Genomic DNA, 16,542 nt, shown 5'->3' on the forward strand with positions numbered 1-16,542 from the left:
AACTGAATCTGCGACTTAAACCGACTAGCACTCGGCATCATCTTTAGTTTTCTACTTAGCTCCGCTATTTTGCTGGTAAATACGCCACTAAACTAGCGTTCATTAACAGTTTCTTATCTGCATTTCCCTTAATATTCAGTTCAAGATAAACTAAAACAAATCATTGGGTTGGCCGAGCAATTTATGCAGATCGAAAAAACCGCCGAACTGAACCTGTTGTGGGGTTCTCTGATACTTGAGGAACTGGCTCGTCTTGGAGTGCAACATGTCTGTATGGCTCCGGGCTCACGCTCCACACCGCTGACCTTAGCCGCAGCCAAACAGAGTAAACTCAAACAGCATCTGCATTTCGATGAACGTGGTCTGGGCTTTTTGGCCTTGGGATTAGCGAAAGCCAGCCAAGCGCCTGTGGCTATCATCACCACCTCAGGCACTGCGGTCGCCAATTTATATCCGGCTATTGTCGAGGCTTGGTTAACTCATGTTCCCTTAATTGTGCTGTCTGGCGATCGACCACCAGAACTGCTCGACTGCGGCGCGAATCAAGCTATCGTTCAACCCGCCATGTTTGCCAATTACGCCAAACAGATAAATCTCCCCACTCCGGATCTGAATCTGCGCCCAGAAGCGTTGCTCACCACTCTGGATGATGCTGTCAGTAATCAAATTCAGCCCGTACATATCAATTGTATGTACCGTGAACCACTTTACCCTAGCTGTATGAGCAGTGATTTCAGTGAATATTTGAGCTCACTGGGCAACTGGCAACATACTGCTCATCCATACTGCCAATATGCCAAGGCTCATGTTGAAAGTGCGCCCACCACAGATGCTTTAGCTAGGTTCGTCCATGGCAAGGGCGTCATAGTGGTCGGTACATTAAGCCCGCATGAACAACCAGAACTGATTATCGAACTGGCACAGAAACTTGGTTGGCCCGTATTAACCGATGCCCAGTCTCAACTAAGACAACATGGCGGCGCGATCAATAATATCGACCAACTGCTGCACCAGCCTAAGGCGATTGCACTGCTGAGTCAGGCGGAAAAAGTCCTAGTTTTCGGTGGTCGCTTGCTATCTAAACGTTTGATTAGTTTTCTTGCAGAGCAGAGATGGAAAAGCTACTGGCAAGTGTTACCTCATCAGCAACGGCTCGACCCCAGCCACTCGGCTAAACAAGTTTGGCTCAGCTCATTAAGCACCTTTGCAGCCTTGCCTTGGCCTCGCTCCTCCGAAGCTAACTGGGCAACGGCGTTAATTGAACAAAACGATAAACTGGCTCTGCTATTTGAACAACAGATCGATCAGGGCGAATTTGGCGAAGCCCAAGTGCTGCGTTCAATCGCCTATCAAACCGATCAACAACTGTTTATAGGTAACAGTTTGCCCGTGAGGTTGTACGATATGTTTGCGCCCATTACGGCTAACTCGGCAAGCATTTTTACTAATCGCGGCGCTTCTGGCATCGATGGCTTACTCGCCACGGCTTGCGGTATTGCCGCTCACAAGAAACTGCCCACCACCTTAGTGATTGGTGATATTTCCCAGTTGCATGATCTGAACTCATTAGCTATTGCCGCCAAGAGTAGCGGCCCAATGGTGATAGTGATCCTCAATAATGATGGCGGCAATATCTTTAACCTCTTACCCGTGCCCGATGAAAAGCTGCGTAGCAACTACTATCGTCTCGCCCATGGTTTTGAATTTGGTTATGCCGCCGCAATGTTTGGTATTACCTACAACCGCTGTGACGACATTGTTGGTTTTAACGAGATCTACCGTGACGCGATTAGCTTCGATGGTCCTTCCATTATCGAAGTCTGCGTCGCCCAAGATCAGGCCAGCAATCAGATAGCCCAAATAGCAACTTGGATAAAACAAAGCTAATGCTAGCCTCAAGCTGCTTTGGTGACACTAACAAGCCAGCCTTAGTGTTGTTACATGGTTTTCTGGGAGACAAGCACGACTGGCAAGACTTAATGCCTCTACTAAGCCAGCATTTTTACTGTGTTTGCCTCGATCTGCCCGGTCATGGTGACAGCCCAGATCTCAAGCCAGTAATCGACAGTGGAGCTAAAACTAGTGGCTTTATGCTTGCCGCCCAGCAGATAGCGCAAACCTTAGCTGTACTGCAGATAAACACTTTTCATCTGTTAGGCTATTCCCTCGGTGGCCGTATCGCCCTGCATCTTAGCCAATTAATGCCGCAGAAAATCCTTAGCGTCACACTGGAATCCTGTCATCCTGGCCTCACCGATGAGACACTCAAGCGGCAACGACAACTTAATGATCAGCACTGGAATCAGCAACTGAGTAGCCTCTCTATCGAAGCCTTTTTGGCTCTTTGGTACCAGCAAGGCGTATTTGCCGAACTCTCACAGCAAAAGCGCAGTGCCTTAATCACTCGCCGTCGTCATAATCGCACCACGGGATTGCAGTCGATTTATCTGCCGACCTCATTAGCCCTGCAGCAGGACCTGCATCAGTTGCCGAATCAAAGCCCTGTGCCGTGGCACTATTTTGTCGGTCAACAAGACGGTAAATTTTCTGCCTTAGCCGAGCGCTGGCAGCAACAAGCCAGCATTGCAATTCACTACTTTGCTGACGCCGGACACAATGTTCACCTTGCATGCTCCGACGCCTTTTGCCATACCTTGATTAACAGCCTGTTAAAGGAAGACTCATGATATTGCGTAGCCTTAGCCTTTATCGTTACCAGATCCCGCTAGATAAACTGCTGCCGGTTGGCAATCAACGTATAGACCAACGTGAAGGGCTAGTGCTGCAAATTGACACAGATACCACGCAGCAACAGGTGGAAATCGCTCCGCTTTCGGGAGTCGATATTGACGGTCATCCACTGCATGGTTTTAGCCGAGAAACACTCACAGAGGTCAGCCAAGCGTTAATTAACCTGTTACCTGATTTACAGGGGGCCAAAATCGATGCTTTACTCGATGCCGCAGACAAGACTGCTCTGCCCTCGTTGGCTTTCGGTCTCAGCCTAATACATGCCAAGCTATCGGGCACTCTGCCGTCGCCAAGAAGTACACCTCAAGTGGTGCCGTTAATCTATCGCCGTCAGGATGAAGACTTGGCCACACTGCAACGCCGTGTCGATAGCCTTAGCGTGCATGTTCACACCGTAAAAGTGAAAGTGGGTCAAACCTCTATTGAAGATGAGATCCAACTGATCCATCAAATTTTGGGGGTACGTCCCGACCTAAAACTCCGTCTCGATGCAAATCGTGCCTTCACCCTACAACAAGCCATCGACTTTTGTGCCTGCTTGCCCCTTGATGCCATCGACTATATCGAAGAGCCTTGTATCCACAGTGGAGATAATCCACAGCTGTATAAGGCGCTGGGTATTGCTTATGCGCTCGACGAAAGCCTTAACGATCCCGGCTATGATTTTATAATGCAGCCAGGGCTCAAAGCCCTAGTACTCAAACCTATGTTGATCGGTCACCTAAACCGTTTGCAAACATTGATAGAACAGGCCAATGCCGATGGCGTTAAAAGCGTTATTAGCTCAAGTCTTGAAGCCAGTCTAGGTATTGCAGCACTAGCCGCCATCAGCGCTGAATGTACCCCAAATGAGATCCCCGGTCTGGATACGCTAAATGCGTTCAGTTGTGATCTTTTAGTCTCTACCGGCAAGCCCCAATGCCTAACAGTGGAGCAGTTAACCCTTCTCAAACAACTAGGTTAAAGCCAGAATGAGCCAAACTATACCGACAAGCATGATGTCTCCACTTGCGAGTGCGGCTATTGCCGCCCCAGAGCTGATTGCATTTTACCAATGGCAAACAACAGGCTATCAAGGCATCAGCTATCAACAGCTTCAGCAAAGGGTTGCAGCTTGTGCTGACCAGCTCAAACAAGCAGGAGCAAACCAAGGAACACGGATCGCCTGCATCGACAATAACTCACTCGCATTAGTGATCCTCTATTGGGCCTGTATCGATATCGGCGCGGTTTTCTGTCCGTTATCACCACGTTTTCCTAAAGCACAAATTGCTCAGCTTGCTCAAGATTACGGCTTTAATCTCTTCTGGGCATCGGCTTCATTTCAACATCTACTGCCCAGTGCTAGCCTTGAAATCAAATTCAGCGCCATTGCTGATCGCCCTACAACAGCATGTGATACCCAGCGTGCCTGTAACCTAATTCTGACTTCAGGCAGCAGCGGCCAACCTAAAGCAGCGCAGCACAACTTAGCCAATCATATCGCCAATGCCAAAGGCTCAAGCCAGTTGATTTCGATTCAACAAGAAGATAATTGGCTACTGTCACTACCGCTGTTTCATATCGGTGGCTTAGCCATAGTAAACCGCTGCGCGTTAGCCAAGGCAGCTATGACTCTACCTGCACCAGAGTATTCTCTAGCAGAGCAGCTACAAGCCTTGCCCTTGACTCATCTATCGCTAGTCGCAACTCAATTAGCCCGGGTGCTTGAGCAAGACCCTAACAGCCTAATTGGCATTAAAGCCTTGCTGCTTGGCGGTGGGGACATCGCATCCTCTTTGCTGGCGCAACTTCGCCACTTAGGGATTAAAGCCTACACCAGCTATGGCATGACGGAGATGGGCTCGCAGATCACCACCGGCCTAGCAAGCGACAAAGGCAGTAGTGGCAAGTTACTCCCCTATCGTCAGCTTAAAATTATCGATCGGCAGATTTATGTTAAAGGTGATACTTTGTTTATGGGCTATCTCAGCGCGGACGGCGGTCAGTCACTGAATAGCATGCGTGATGATGACGGCTGGTTTGCCACCAAAGATTTAGGAGATTGGGATGATGAGGGAGATTTAATCATTCTTGGCCGCGCCGATAATATGTTTATCTGTGGCGGTGAGAATATCCAGCCTGAAGAAGTTGAAGCCGCGCTCAAGCGACACCCAGATATCCACGATGCCATTGTTTTTCCCATCGAAGACCAAGAGTTTGGCTATCTTCCCGCAGCAATTATCAACGGCACCATTAGCGATCAACAGCAATTAGACCAGTTTGTCTGTCAGTATATCGCTCGCTTTAAACGGCCAAGATATTATTATCCCTGGCCTGAGGTGCAATCCACTAGCCTTAAAGTGGCGCGGCAACAGGTGATTGCCGCCGTACTCAATCCCTATTGATATTCATCGCTAGCAGCTGCTGTTCCTATAATTCAGCCATAAAAAAACCTGCTACAAAGCAGGTTTTTATTTTATTGAGCGTCAGCTGGGTTAGACTTCCATCCGCCCTTTAAGCTTGTTCATAGCGTTCTTTTCAAGCTGCCTAATTCGCTCGGCAGAGACTTGGTAAGTAGCGGCCAGATCTTGCAATGTCGTTTTCTCTTCGTTCAACCAACGCGCTTGTAAGATGTGTTGGCTACGCTCATCAAGAGTCTTGATGGCCGCTAACAGACGAGTTTGATTGTCAGATTCGAAATTGTCATTTTCAACCTGCTGCGCCAAATCTGAAGAGTGATCTTCGAGGTAGTGCACAGGTGAATAATCTTGGTCATCATCGTTATCGCTGGCAAGATCAAATGCAGGATCTTGTGCCGCCATACGTGATTCCATCTCGGTAACATCGGCTTTCGATACACCTAGATTTTCAGCAACCATAGTGACTTCTTCATCACTAAACCAGCCAAGACGTTTCTTCGCCTTACGCAGGTTGAAGAACAACTTACGTTGCGCCTTAGTGGTCGCCACTTTAACGATACGCCAGTTCTTTAATACATATTCATGAATTTCAGCTTTGATCCAATGAACAGCAAATGAGACAAGACGCACGCCCACATCAGGATCAAAACGTTTTACCGCTTTCATCAGACCAATATTACCCTCTTGAATAAGGTCAGCCTGTGGCAAGCCATATCCTGAGTAACCTTTGGCGATATGAACTACGAAACGAAGATGAGACATAATCAACTGCTTCGCAGCCTGAATGTCACCGGTCTCTTGCAGACGCTTCGCCAGCTCATACTCTTCCTGTGGCTCCAACATGCTAATGCTGTGCGCAGAATGAATATAAGCCTCTAAGCTACCACTGCTTTGAGGTACCATGAGTGCCATTGATTGCGTTTGATTTGTCATTAACGCTCCTACTTCTTATCTTGCAAAAAATTTAACGCTTAACGGTCTTGGACCGAGCTGCCTTGTCACTTTATTCAATGAATAGCAGTTTTACACAAGGATAGGCTGATGAACTATCAACGATCTCACAGGCTATGTCAACAACCTATCTACGACCGCTGTTTTTTCACCCAATCTATAGACCACACGGGAGTCAATTAGTTCATAAATCCTACGCCAAACAGCCTATGAAGGCTCGATGGCTCTAAGGTGTTGACGTACCGAAAGATAGGAGCCTAACCAACCTAAAAATGAGGCTAACAGCATCAATTCGGCAAGCTCGACTAAGGTGAGTGACTGCATCTCAAGATCGCTGCCATAGAGCCCTAACAGCTCGGCTAAAGCCCCATCGAGATACCACACCAGCACATTGATGATCAGCCAAGCTAACACGCCACCAATCACCCCAAACCAGATCCCGGTATACAGGAAGGGGCGCTGGATAAAGCTTTCTGTAGCGCCGACTAACTTCATCACTTCAATTTCGGTGCGACGATTCATAATCGCTAAGCGTATGGTATTGCCAATCACTAATACCACGGCTAATACCAACAGCAAAGCGATGGCTAACACGGTTCGCTCTAGCAGCTTAACCACAGCTTGCAGGCGCTCAAGCCACTCTATATCTAAGCGGCCAAAGCTGACTTCGGGCTCCAACTCAAGTTTCTTTAACAGCTCCCGGGCTCCATTTGGACTGGCATATTTAAGGCTAGGCGTCACGGTAATCACCGCTGGCAGCGGGTTATCATCCAGATAATCCAAAGCCTCGCCAAAACCTGAGAGCTTCTGAAACTCTGCCAGTGCCTGATCGCGATTGATATAACTAACCGCGCTGACCTCAGGATAGGCGCTCACACGGGTTAACAAGCTCTGTATCGTACGCTCGCTGCGATCCTTATCGATAAACAGTGAGATTTCGGCGGCGTTGTTCCATGACTGGGTAATGGTCTCGGCATTTTTAACTAACACTTGTAGCGCGGCAGGCAAGCTCAAACTCACCCCTAATACCGCCATGGTCATCACAGATGAAATAGGATTGCGCCATAATTCGCCCATGCTGCCCATCGCATGTTGGATATGACGAATAAAAAACATCACAATACGGCCGGTAAAGGGTAATTTGCTGCGGACTAATTGAGGTTGTTGACTCATGGTATCTTCCTCAATTATTGGCTAAATACAGGCGCTGTCGATAGCTCATTACCACCGAGCACCCGACCTTGCTTCAATGTTAACGTACGATACTTCATTCGCGCGATAAGACCTAAATCATGGGTCGCAATCAATACCGTGGTGCCCGAATCATTAAAGGTTTCAAACAGGCGCAAGATATCCATCGACAATTTAGGATCTAAGTTACCCGTTGGTTCATCGGCCAACAGTAAAGGAGGTTTATTCACAATGGCTCTGGCGATGCCGACTCGCTGCTGCTCACCACCAGATAACATGATGGGATAATGACGTTCTTTACCGTACAAACCCACCATATCGAGTGCCGCGAGCACACGCTTTTTAATCTCATGCAATGAAAAACCTTCGATAACCAAAGGCAAGGCGATGTTGTCAAACACACTGCGGTCCATCAATAGATGGTGATTTTGAAAAATCATGCCGATATCTCGGCGCAAAAAAGGCACGTCTTTAGCACGAATATTGGCAATATCATGGCCGTTGATCGACACTCGACCAGCGTTGGCACGTTCAATCACAGTGATCAGTTTGAGCAAGGTACTCTTACCCGCACCAGAATGGCCGGTTAGAAATGCCATTTCTCCACGTTGTAGATGAAAACTGACGTCCGTCAGCGCCTTCTGGCCACCGGGATAAATTTTACTGACTTGCTCAAATCGAATCATAAATGCCCTAGCTTAATTATTAGAATCGTTTGCCAGCCTATGAAAAGTGTTATGCAGGCCAACAGCTTGACCTGCTAGTCTGATTACTGCTCTTCACCTTCATGACTAAATAGTGCGTCGATAAACTCTTTGGCCTCAAACGGACGCAGATCATCAATCTGCTCACCAACGCCAATATGACGAATAGGAATACCAAACTTATCAGCAATCGCAAAGATAACGCCACCTTTTGCTGTGCCATCGAGCTTGCTAATGGTGATCCCGGTAACGCCTACCGCCTCTTTGAATAGTTGAGCTTGGCTGACAGCGTTTTGGCCAGTGCTTGCATCTAAGGTCAACATGACCTCATGAGGCGCGGTCTCATCCTGTTTTTTCATCACCCGAACGACTTTCTTCAATTCATCCATCAAATGGGCTTTGTTCTGCAGACGACCGGCAGTATCGGCAATCAATACATCAATTTTGCGCGCTCGTGCCGCTTGCAGGGCATCAAACAGTACCGAGGCACTATCGGCGCCAGTATGTTGGGCAACTACAGGAATATCATTGCGCTGACCCCAAACTTGTAATTGCTCTACCGCCGCGGCACGGAAGGTATCACCCGCCGCCAACATCACAGATTTACCCTGCTTCTGATATTGCTTGGCTAACTTACCTATGGTGGTGGTTTTACCAACACCATTCACGCCCACCATCAAGATCACGAAAGGGCCATCGGCATTTTCAGGTACTAATGGAATACTGACCGGCTCAAGGGTCTTTTGCATCTCTTCACGCAACAGCTCATAGAGCGCTTCACCATCTTTAAGCTGCCTACGGCTCGCCTGCTCGGTTAAACTACCTATCAATTTAGTGGTAGTTTCGACACCAACATCGGCAATTAATAACTGCTCTTCTAGCTCTTCGAATAGATCATCATCGATCTTCTTGCCCTTAAACAGACCGACAAAACCGCTACCGATATTTTCGCTGGTGCGCTTTAAGCCACGCTTCAAACGTGCAAAGAAGCCTTCCTTCGTTGGCTTAGCCTGTGGCTCAGGCTGCTCTTGCTCAGCTTGTTCAGTAGCCAGACGTTCCTGCTCGGCTTGCTCCGCAGCCAGACGTTCCTGCTCGGCTTGCTCCGCAGCCAAACGCTCTTGCTCGGCTTGCTCTGCTGCCAAACGCTCTTGCTCGGCTTGCTCTGCTGCCAAACGTTCCTGCTCGGCTTGCTCCGCTGCCAAACGCTCTTGTTCGGCTTGCTTTGCTGCCAGACGTTTCTGCTCGGCTTGCTCTGCTGCCAGACGCTCTTGCTCGGCTTGCTCTGCTGCCAAACGCTCCTGCTCAGCTTGCTCCGCTGCCAAACGCTCTTGCTCAGCTTGCTCTGCAGCCAGACGTTCCTGCTCGGCTTGCTCTGCAGCCAAACGTTCCTGCTCTACTTGCTCTGCAGCCAGACGCTCTTGTTCGGCTTGCTCCGCTGCCAAACGCTCCTGCTCAGCTTGCTCCGCTGCCAGACGTTCTTGTTCTGCCTGCTCGGCTTGCTCCGCCTGAGGCTGCTCAGTTAGAGATGCATCTTCTACTTCTGGTTGCTCGACATCCTGTTTAGGAGCCTCTTTACGGAACCAAGAAAAAAAACCTTTTTTTGCCATGTGAAATACCAGTACTCGACTAACTGATTTAAAGTTCGCTTGAAGTCAATTTGTTCTCGTCATTATAACCAGATAGCCTGCTCAAATATGCAGGTAAAACAGCCATTTTTTCGCGAAATCAAACATCGAAGCACCCTTTTTTGATGCTTTGGGTTAAAATAGTCACTTCAATTTAGCGCAACAGTCTATCACTTTCTCAAGTCAGACCAAATTAGTGCTAAATTTATCCAGCAATATACAGGTATAAGATGGCTAAAAATCGTCCAGCAAGCGGGCAAGTAAGAATTATTGCCGGGCAATGGCGCTCCAGACGCTTACCGATTCACGATCTTGAAGGTCTGCGCCCCACGACAGATAGAGTAAGAGAAACCCTATTTAATTGGCTGGCGGGCGACTTGGCAGGAGCAAGAGTGCTCGACTGTTTTGGTGGTAGTGGTGCTCTAGCGTTAGAAGCCTTATCTCGTTATGCCCGTTACGCTAAAGTCTTCGAACTGCAAACCAGCGCCGCGAAACAACTGCAACAGAATCTTGTCACTCTTAAATGTGATTGTGCCGATGTGATACAAGGCGATAGCTTAACCTTATTGGCACAGGCACCTGAGCAAGGATTCGATGTGGTCTTTATCGATCCTCCATTTCGCAAAGGGCTGGCCGAGCAAAGCATCAGATTATTAAGCCAGCAACATTGGCTCAACGATAATGCACAAATCTACGTAGAGACCGAAAGCGAATTAGCTCAAATAGAGGTACCAAGCGATTGGGTACAGCTAAAAGAGAAAAAGGCCGGTCAGGTGATCTACCGTCTATACCAATATCAACCTCAGCAGTAAGGCCATAGGTTCACCATGAAAATCTTTATTCTCGGCGGCAAAGTCGTCACCTTATTCGCTTGGATTGTGATGATTTATAACCTCTTTATGCCAATTGAAGGCAATATTGGCATCCTGCTAAATATGCTTTTTGCGGTGACGCTATTGATGCATTGCGTGCAGGTATTAATATTTCACACCTTGTTTAAATCATTAATGACGATCCGTAAAACCGACTACCTATCTGTGCTACTGTTTGGTGTTTTTAGCCTGTTAGCCTATCGGCAGCAGATCCTCGCTAACGGTAAATCAGCATAGATAAGCCTGCAGTGATAGATAAGCCAGCAGTAAAAAAGCACCTTTAAAGGTGCTTTTTATTATCAATGAATCAAATAGGTTAAGAGTATCAAACTAGAGACCCGGCACCTGACCTTGGTAAGTAATAGGGTAATAGCCTTGGCTGTCTTTTTTACCTAAGAAGCCCAATGCTTGTTTAAGATCTTTCGGCTGTGCATCGGTCTCTTTAATTTTTGCGCTGACTTGAAACAGCTTATCGGCTTTCAGTAATGCATTACCGTCTAAACCAAGTGCATTCATATTCTCATTGGTCGCCACTTTAATGTTGCCATCTTCACAGCTTAATCCCACTTCGATGTTGCCCAGCGGATATTGGCCAAACTGGTTGTTGACTTGTAGCTGCTGCGCGAATAACTTGCCGTTGAGTTGCTCACACCAAGGCTGACCTTGATCGAACTGCTGCACAATCAAACTAAAGTGACCTTCAACATTAGTTCTAAAGGGTAAACGTGCGGAGCCAAGAATAAACTCGCTTGGCGCATCAAAACGTAATTGCTCAACATTGATGCTGGAAAGTGACAAGGATACCGAGCCTTTGCCATTCACCACATTGGCACGATTACCGATCACTAGATCCAAATTGGCTTTGCCTAGAAATAATCCCCAAGGACTCAGCTGCCAATGCACTCGCTCTAACTGACGCGGCCCGATAGCAATCAGTTCGGCATTACCCGACCACAGTGTTCCTGAAACACCCGAAACCTTAATATTATTAGGTAACGGCGCTAGGCTCACCGCCACGCTAGCCGGAAATAATACGATTAGAAACAGTAAATAAACGGCGACACCAATAATGATTTTTTTCACTAAACTCACAACTACACCTTAAGCCATTAATTACTGTGATAATTGAATTCGACGTACTTTAACAAAACCTGGGGTGTCCGATTGTGCTAAGTCGATACTGTCTAACGACAGCCCTTTTTGCTGTACCAGATCACTTAAATACCCTAGTAACGAGTCGAAGGGAACTTCATCCATCCACACTTGCAGTTTATTGCCTTGTGGCTGCATACGCGTGATCTCAAGACCAAAGCTTTTTGCACCTTGAGTCGCTGCCGTGCTCAAACTCCCCGAAAATGCCTTCGCGCCGCCACTTTGTTTCAGTCCAACAATTTTATTTGCCGTTTGCTTAACGTAGTTGAGGGTATTTTGTTGTGACTGCAATGAACGCTCTGCATCCGCCTCGGTGTTACTGATCGGCGTCCAGATCCCCCAATAGAAGATACCAACCACCAGCATAACACCACAGGCTGCAACTAACTGTTGTTCACGCAGAATTAACCCATTCCACCAAGTTTTAATGTTGTCCATCTTACTTGCTCCTCAGGGTTAAGGTACTAGTAACCTGATCTTCACCGCTATTCATCGCACCTGCATCCACGTCGAATCGATCTGAAATTAGCTGAGTAAACTGCTCGATTTGCGCATAACTCTTCGCCGTGATCTGCATCCGTAATTCGTTGCGGGTACCTTCAAAACGTAAGCTAGTGGGTTTTAAATCCGGTACCTTAATAAAGGCATCTTTCAAATCATCCAACATAGTGAAGAAAGCCGCACCACCACCTGAGCCTTGAAGGCTACGTAAGGTACTGTCCATTTGCGAGCGAACATTAACGACCCTTGAGCTACCAACAACCTGTTTAAAAATCGCCGCACTCTGCTGCTGTAGTTGTTCGCTCTGACTGTTCATTTGATGAATGTTAAGTCCTTTATTCACCAAGGCTAATACCAATGCCACTAAGAGCACTATCGCGCTGTTGCGCCACAACATCAGGTGTTTGCCATACTCGCGCTTCGGCGTATAGATACCCGATAATAGATTCAGCGGCGCATTCAAAATGCCTTTGGCCAGCACCAGCATAGGCAGATCTAATGGCTGCTGCTTCACTTCAACGCCATCGATATCCAACTCGCTGTAGCTTGCTAACGTTGTAGGCTCAGATTGCTCGGCATTAGCTAACTTAGGTAAAGCCGCTGCAAACCAAGTCGCATCTAAACTGACACCTGCACCATTACTGGTACGCAATAAATAGTCCTGGCCAAACTTCATCGCCGCCCACTGACAATCTTGTAGTGGCAGCGCCAAGCAATCAGGTACAATTTGACGAGCGCGAATACCAGCCTCGGTTAACCATTCTAACCAGCTCTGCATCTGCTCATGTGCTACCACAGCAACACTCAATGATTCACCATCACGCGGACCGGTAACGAAATGCAGTTCATCTACATTTTCGGCAAGATTCTCTTCAAGCATAAAAGGCAGCGCTTTAACCGCCTGACGTTGACCCTTTTCAGGTAACGCAACCGAGGTCAGCGTAATCGCCGATGCCGGCACTAAGATATCAACCGGACGGTTACCCGCACGCTCAGTCAGTGTCGACAAAGCGTTAGCATCCGCGAGTTCACCCGAGGCGATGATCTCTTGCTCTTGCTCAGACCAAACCAGCCACGAACAGCTTTGATCTATGCTTCTTCCTAAACGGATAAATAATCGTTCACTCAATGTCTTTCTCCACAAGTCTTATCAAGTCTGGCTCGAGCAACTTGTTTATTCTACTTAGCCTGTCATTCTCTCTGACTAGGCTGATTATTTCTGCCCGCCATATTGGCGCGTCAAGACTTCTAATTTGGTTTTACCCGCTACACGCAACACGCTTTCTAAACGAAACGTTGCGCTATCCACTTTGGCGCCCGCCTCGAGTAAAAAATAACTACTCTTAAGGCTAAAACTTGAGGCTAAGTTTTTTTCACTTTTAAGCCCCGTGATCGAGTTATTAGCCCAAAAATCATCAATTGAGTCATAACCATCTGCAGGCCTCTGATTAATAATGTTCTCGGCTTCACCAACGCTGATCTTATTATCAAACATTCCGGCCAGCAGTGCGGCATGTTCAACCTCTAGCGTATTAACATTCAATACCTGTCGGTCATAACCCGGTATCGCACACACATAAGGCGCTATCTTTTGATAAATATCCTGACTAAACCCTAACACCGCACGTAACTCACTACGGTGATTCATCAGGGTATTTGCCGCTCGGTATGGCACACTTCGAGACTCATAATCCGCATCTTCGGCGCCATACGTACTCGCCACGCTATCTTCATCAATATAATCTTTTAGGGTATGGGTCAGCCGCTCGGCGGAAAAGTCATCCATCCCCAAGGCCACTAACAGGCCTTTAAATTGTGTGGCAGGCAAAGGCAGCTTTGGCTGACCATTTTCCACTTCTGTGGTTTTCATCGACAGCGCATTGATATTAAAACAAGACTGCATATCGCTGATCTTACCTGCAATTTCACCCAATTCTGTAGGAAACACCACATTGGCCTGAGCCCAATATTGTTGTAGATGGATCTTGCCATCGTCAGCATCTTTTAAATCTTGCTCTAATACTTTCTTCGCCAGCTCTTCGGCAGACAGCGCATACCAATAAGCCTGATCATACTGCGCCATATTAATAGTACGACGCACCGAAATCTGATTACGGCCATTGATATTAGTGGCAATAATGGCAATCATCGCCACAATCAACAGTACGACAATTAGCGCGACTCCACGCTGTTTTCTCGGGAGATTAACCATTGTTCTCTCCCGTTTCCTCTTCTTCAGTCTCGGTGCCATCGCCATTAGTGTCGGTATCGTCTTCCGACTCAGTGTCATCACCTTGCTGCTCTTCATCATCACTTGGAACGAGCTGCGCACCTAAAGGTAATAAAAACTTACGCTGAACCCTACCCAGATCTTCGACTTCAATCTCCATCGCTATCGCCTTGGGTAGTTCAGTTGCATCTATCTTACGTTGCCAACTATCGTTGACAAAAAACGAATATTCCACCGACAACACATCTTTAATCACTATGGTCTTAATCGGCTCAGCACCAAATTCAGGCTCGGGATAAGGAAAATGCCAACGCTCTAAATTATGGTTTTGTACAACATAGGCCACCGACTGCAAACTGCCTCGGGGTAAAACCCCATCGGGATTTAACCAACCTATACGGTAAAACACTATGGCTTCAGACTCTGAATCAAACAGATCTGAACCAGTTTGTAATACCGTACTGCCGCGACCACCTTCGAGTAACCTTGGTGTACGCGCCACCATTTGGCCAAAATCTCGCTCTAATGCGCCGAAGCCTTGCTGTAATGATTTCAGTTTATTAGCAAACTCTTCGGTAGCGATATCATTTTTCATCACGGTATGCAGTACGGCATTGGCCGCTAAACCCAACATGGCGAAAATGGCGATAGCTATCAGCATTTCTAACAGGGTAAAACCCTGTAAGGATTTAACTTTCCTTGAACACATAACTACTTACCTGAGCAATAATTCGCTCATAACGAGAATCGTCACTGACACTGATTCGGATCATGCGGAAGGTGTCATCTGTGGTTTTCACCACTTCTTTACGCCAATACCACTCTTTTCCCGCCAGTTCGACTCGTCCTTCTTTCTTTCCTAATTCCGGAAATGCTTTCTCCAGTCGAGCATCAACCATCTGATTACTAGCCACCCATTGAGCAAAAGTACGCTCTTCTAAAATGGGTAGGTTGGCTATCTGATCGCCCAAGCTCTTAGTGATTGATACCGCCGCAATAGAAAACACGGCTAAGGCAACAATCACTTCAAGTAAAGTCATGCCGTACTGCTTACGATGCACCACAAGACTCCCAGCGAGAGATAGCAATAGAGAGACTTAAGCCATTTACATACAATCGATTAATCATTAAATCCATCGTCTCTCCCCAGAGTTAAACGGCCTAAAGCATCACCTACAACCAATGCTTCTATGTCGTTGCCCATCTCATCTTTACTGACAAAAGTCAGCTCAAATGAGCTCATTTCACCGCTAGGGAATAACAAGACTTGCGGCACAGGAAACTTCTTTTTATCTTCTTCACTCTGCTCAATAAGAGGTTCATCGAACCACGACTCATTGTCCTCTTCATCTTCCTGAACTAGGGGTAAACCATCTAGCACTAAGTGCATCTCAACCCCATACTCCATTTCGCGCTCAGCCAGTAACCTATCGTGTTCTAATGGCTGCCATTTACCTTGGTCGTAATAGACAAACTTATATTTAGTTTTATCGATTACGATACCAATAAACTGGCCACTGAGTACGGTTTCATCAAGTACTAACTCAGTTGAAACCATAAACTGTCGTGCCACACGTTCCAGCGTCTGTTGTTTGTCAGCACCACCTGTCGTGTATGTCACTGCCGCAGCCGTTAATCCCATGATCAACACCACTAACAACACTTCCATCAGGGTAAAACCTGATTGGCGCGACACTCGCATTAAGTCAATCTCGGCTTACTGAAAGTCTTGTAAATTCCAGTTACCGATATCATCTTCGGTACCTGGTTGACCATCTGGACCGGCACTGAAAATATCGATCTTACCTTGTTCGCCTGGGCTCAATAGCAGGTAGTTATTTCTCCAAGGATCTTGTGGCAGACGTTTCACATAACCATCGCTACGATAGTTACGTGGCTCTGGTGAAACCGTTGGTTTTTGCACTAACGCTTCAAGGCCCTGATCCGTAGTTGGATAAATACTGTTATCTAGGCGGTACATATCCAAAGCATTTTCTAATGCCACGATATCAGATACCGCTTTTTGCATATCAGCCTTGTCTTTATTACCCATCAAGTTAGGTACAACCAAAGAAGCAAGGATCCCTAAAATTACGATAACCACCATCACTTCTAATAGGGTAAAACCTTTTTGCTTGTTTCTTGCTTGCATTACTACATCCT

At 47.1% G+C, this 16,542-nt stretch carries 18 protein-coding genes; 6 read left to right on the forward strand and 12 right to left on the reverse strand.

Features of this window, described 5'->3' with window-relative positions:
- Window positions 1-183: 183 nt before the first annotated feature.
- The 4 genes from menD to menE are packed head-to-tail and all read left to right on the forward strand — an operon-like array spanning window position 184 to window position 5,138.
- A complete protein-coding gene (gene menD, locus L1D21_RS13185) occupies window positions 184-1,887 on the forward strand; it encodes a 2-succinyl-5-enolpyruvyl-6-hydroxy-3-cyclohexene-1-carboxylic-acid synthase (protein ID WP_239845734.1) in 1,704 nt (567 codons plus the stop codon).
- A complete protein-coding gene (menH, locus tag L1D21_RS13190) occupies window positions 1,887-2,687 on the forward strand; it encodes a 2-succinyl-6-hydroxy-2,4-cyclohexadiene-1-carboxylate synthase (protein ID WP_239845735.1) in 801 nt (266 codons plus the stop codon). The genes menD and menH overlap by 1 nt, the downstream gene beginning before the upstream one ends.
- The gene (gene menC, locus L1D21_RS13195) at window positions 2,684-3,715 is read left to right on the forward strand and encodes an o-succinylbenzoate synthase (RefSeq protein ID WP_239845736.1); all 1,032 of its coding nucleotides are present in this window, start codon (window positions 2,684-2,686) and stop codon (window positions 3,713-3,715) included. The genes menH and menC overlap by 4 nt, the downstream gene beginning before the upstream one ends.
- Before the next feature lie 7 nt (window positions 3,716-3,722).
- Window positions 3,723-5,138: an o-succinylbenzoate--CoA ligase gene (gene menE, locus L1D21_RS13200; RefSeq protein WP_239845737.1), complete on the forward strand. Its 1,416-nt coding sequence runs from the start codon at window positions 3,723-3,725 to the stop codon at window positions 5,136-5,138.
- A gap of 90 nt (window positions 5,139-5,228) precedes the next feature.
- Here the strand turns inward: menE and rpoH are convergent, their stop codons facing one another.
- From rpoH to ftsY, 4 genes are all read right to left on the reverse strand, one after another.
- Entirely contained in the window at window positions 5,229-6,086 is an 858-nt protein-coding gene (gene rpoH / locus L1D21_RS13205; RefSeq protein ID WP_239845738.1) for an RNA polymerase sigma factor RpoH, read from the reverse strand.
- 225 nt (window positions 6,087-6,311) lie between these two features.
- On the reverse strand, window positions 6,312-7,277 hold the full coding sequence (gene ftsX / locus L1D21_RS13210; protein WP_239845739.1) for a permease-like cell division protein FtsX: 966 nt from the start codon (window positions 7,275-7,277) through the stop codon (window positions 6,312-6,314).
- A gap of 14 nt (window positions 7,278-7,291) precedes the next feature.
- On the reverse strand, window positions 7,292-7,981 hold the full coding sequence (gene ftsE / locus L1D21_RS13215; protein WP_239845740.1) for a cell division ATP-binding protein FtsE: 690 nt from the start codon (window positions 7,979-7,981) through the stop codon (window positions 7,292-7,294).
- Window positions 7,982-8,064: 83 nt separating this feature from the next.
- The gene (gene ftsY / locus L1D21_RS13220; protein ID WP_239845741.1) at window positions 8,065-9,606 is read right to left on the reverse strand and encodes a signal recognition particle-docking protein FtsY; all 1,542 of its coding nucleotides are present in this window, start codon (window positions 9,604-9,606) and stop codon (window positions 8,065-8,067) included.
- A 248-nt stretch (window positions 9,607-9,854) separates the two neighbouring features.
- Here ftsY and rsmD point away from each other — a divergent pair, with 248 nt between their 5' ends.
- Together rsmD and L1D21_RS13230 are read left to right on the forward strand one after the other, a co-directional pair.
- Complete coding sequence (gene rsmD / locus L1D21_RS13225) at window positions 9,855-10,436, forward strand: 16S rRNA (guanine(966)-N(2))-methyltransferase RsmD (protein ID WP_239845742.1); 582 nt, start codon at window positions 9,855-9,857, stop codon at window positions 10,434-10,436.
- A gap of 15 nt (window positions 10,437-10,451) precedes the next feature.
- Window positions 10,452-10,733 (forward strand): DUF1145 domain-containing protein, encoded by a 282-nt coding sequence (locus L1D21_RS13230; protein ID WP_239845743.1) that lies wholly within the window; start codon window positions 10,452-10,454, stop codon window positions 10,731-10,733.
- Between the two features lie 93 nt (window positions 10,734-10,826).
- Here L1D21_RS13230 and L1D21_RS13235 read toward each other — a convergent pair whose 3' ends face one another.
- The 8 genes from L1D21_RS13235 to gspG form a co-directional block, all read right to left on the reverse strand.
- On the reverse strand, window positions 10,827-11,588 hold the full coding sequence (locus L1D21_RS13235) for a type II secretion system protein N (protein WP_239845744.1): 762 nt from the start codon (window positions 11,586-11,588) through the stop codon (window positions 10,827-10,829).
- A gap of 21 nt (window positions 11,589-11,609) precedes the next feature.
- Window positions 11,610-12,086, reverse strand: coding sequence for a type II secretion system protein M (locus L1D21_RS13240; RefSeq protein WP_239845745.1), 477 nt, complete (start codon window positions 12,084-12,086; stop codon window positions 11,610-11,612).
- A gap of 1 nt (window position 12,087) precedes the next feature.
- Window positions 12,088-13,278 (reverse strand): type II secretion system protein GspL, encoded by a 1,191-nt coding sequence (gene gspL, locus L1D21_RS13245; RefSeq protein WP_239845746.1) that lies wholly within the window; start codon window positions 13,276-13,278, stop codon window positions 12,088-12,090.
- An 84-nt stretch (window positions 13,279-13,362) separates the two neighbouring features.
- A complete protein-coding gene (gspK, locus tag L1D21_RS13250) occupies window positions 13,363-14,361 on the reverse strand; it encodes a type II secretion system minor pseudopilin GspK (RefSeq protein ID WP_239845747.1) in 999 nt (332 codons plus the stop codon).
- A complete protein-coding gene (gene gspJ, locus L1D21_RS13255; RefSeq protein WP_239845748.1) occupies window positions 14,354-15,088 on the reverse strand; it encodes a type II secretion system minor pseudopilin GspJ in 735 nt (244 codons plus the stop codon). The genes gspK and gspJ overlap by 8 nt, the downstream gene beginning before the upstream one ends.
- On the reverse strand, window positions 15,069-15,419 hold the full coding sequence (gene gspI, locus L1D21_RS13260) for a type II secretion system minor pseudopilin GspI (RefSeq protein WP_239845838.1): 351 nt from the start codon (window positions 15,417-15,419) through the stop codon (window positions 15,069-15,071). The genes gspJ and gspI overlap by 20 nt, the downstream gene beginning before the upstream one ends.
- An 80-nt stretch (window positions 15,420-15,499) precedes the next feature.
- Window positions 15,500-16,081, reverse strand: a complete 582-nt coding sequence (gene gspH / locus L1D21_RS13265) for a type II secretion system minor pseudopilin GspH (protein ID WP_239845749.1) — start codon at window positions 16,079-16,081, stop codon at window positions 15,500-15,502.
- Between the two features lie 15 nt (window positions 16,082-16,096).
- Window positions 16,097-16,531 (reverse strand): type II secretion system major pseudopilin GspG, encoded by a 435-nt coding sequence (gene gspG, locus L1D21_RS13270; RefSeq protein ID WP_239845750.1) that lies wholly within the window; start codon window positions 16,529-16,531, stop codon window positions 16,097-16,099.
- Window positions 16,532-16,542: the final 11 nt, after the last annotated feature.

Source organism: Shewanella sp. Isolate11 (genome assembly GCF_022398315.1).
Taxonomy (GTDB): Bacteria; Pseudomonadota; Gammaproteobacteria; order Enterobacterales; family Shewanellaceae; genus Shewanella.

Coding starts and splice junctions, on each gene's coding strand:
- menD (WP_239845734.1), top strand. CDS start 184: ATGCAGATCGAAAAAACCGCCGAACTGAACCTGTTGTGGGGTTCTCTG.
- menH (WP_239845735.1), top strand. CDS start 1,887: ATGCTAGCCTCAAGCTGCTTTGGTGACACTAACAAGCCAGCCTTAGTG.
- menC (WP_239845736.1), top strand. CDS start 2,684: ATGATATTGCGTAGCCTTAGCCTTTATCGTTACCAGATCCCGCTAGAT.
- menE (WP_239845737.1), top strand. CDS start 3,723: ATGAGCCAAACTATACCGACAAGCATGATGTCTCCACTTGCGAGTGCG.
- rpoH (WP_239845738.1), bottom strand. CDS start 6,086: ATGACAAATCAAACGCAATCAATGGCACTCATGGTACCTCAAAGCAGT.
- ftsX (WP_239845739.1), bottom strand. CDS start 7,277: ATGAGTCAACAACCTCAATTAGTCCGCAGCAAATTACCCTTTACCGGC.
- ftsE (WP_239845740.1), bottom strand. CDS start 7,981: ATGATTCGATTTGAGCAAGTCAGTAAAATTTATCCCGGTGGCCAGAAG.
- ftsY (WP_239845741.1), bottom strand. CDS start 9,606: ATGGCAAAAAAAGGTTTTTTTTCTTGGTTCCGTAAAGAGGCTCCTAAA.
- rsmD (WP_239845742.1), top strand. CDS start 9,855: ATGGCTAAAAATCGTCCAGCAAGCGGGCAAGTAAGAATTATTGCCGGG.
- L1D21_RS13230 (WP_239845743.1), top strand. CDS start 10,452: ATGAAAATCTTTATTCTCGGCGGCAAAGTCGTCACCTTATTCGCTTGG.
- L1D21_RS13240 (WP_239845745.1), bottom strand. CDS start 12,086: ATGGACAACATTAAAACTTGGTGGAATGGGTTAATTCTGCGTGAACAA.
- gspK (WP_239845747.1), bottom strand. CDS start 14,361: ATGGTTAATCTCCCGAGAAAACAGCGTGGAGTCGCGCTAATTGTCGTA.
- gspJ (WP_239845748.1), bottom strand. CDS start 15,088: ATGTGTTCAAGGAAAGTTAAATCCTTACAGGGTTTTACCCTGTTAGAA.
- gspI (WP_239845838.1), bottom strand. CDS start 15,419: ATGACTTTACTTGAAGTGATTGTTGCCTTAGCCGTGTTTTCTATTGCG.
- gspH (WP_239845749.1), bottom strand. CDS start 16,081: ATGCGAGTGTCGCGCCAATCAGGTTTTACCCTGATGGAAGTGTTGTTA.
- gspG (WP_239845750.1), bottom strand. CDS start 16,531: ATGCAAGCAAGAAACAAGCAAAAAGGTTTTACCCTATTAGAAGTGATG.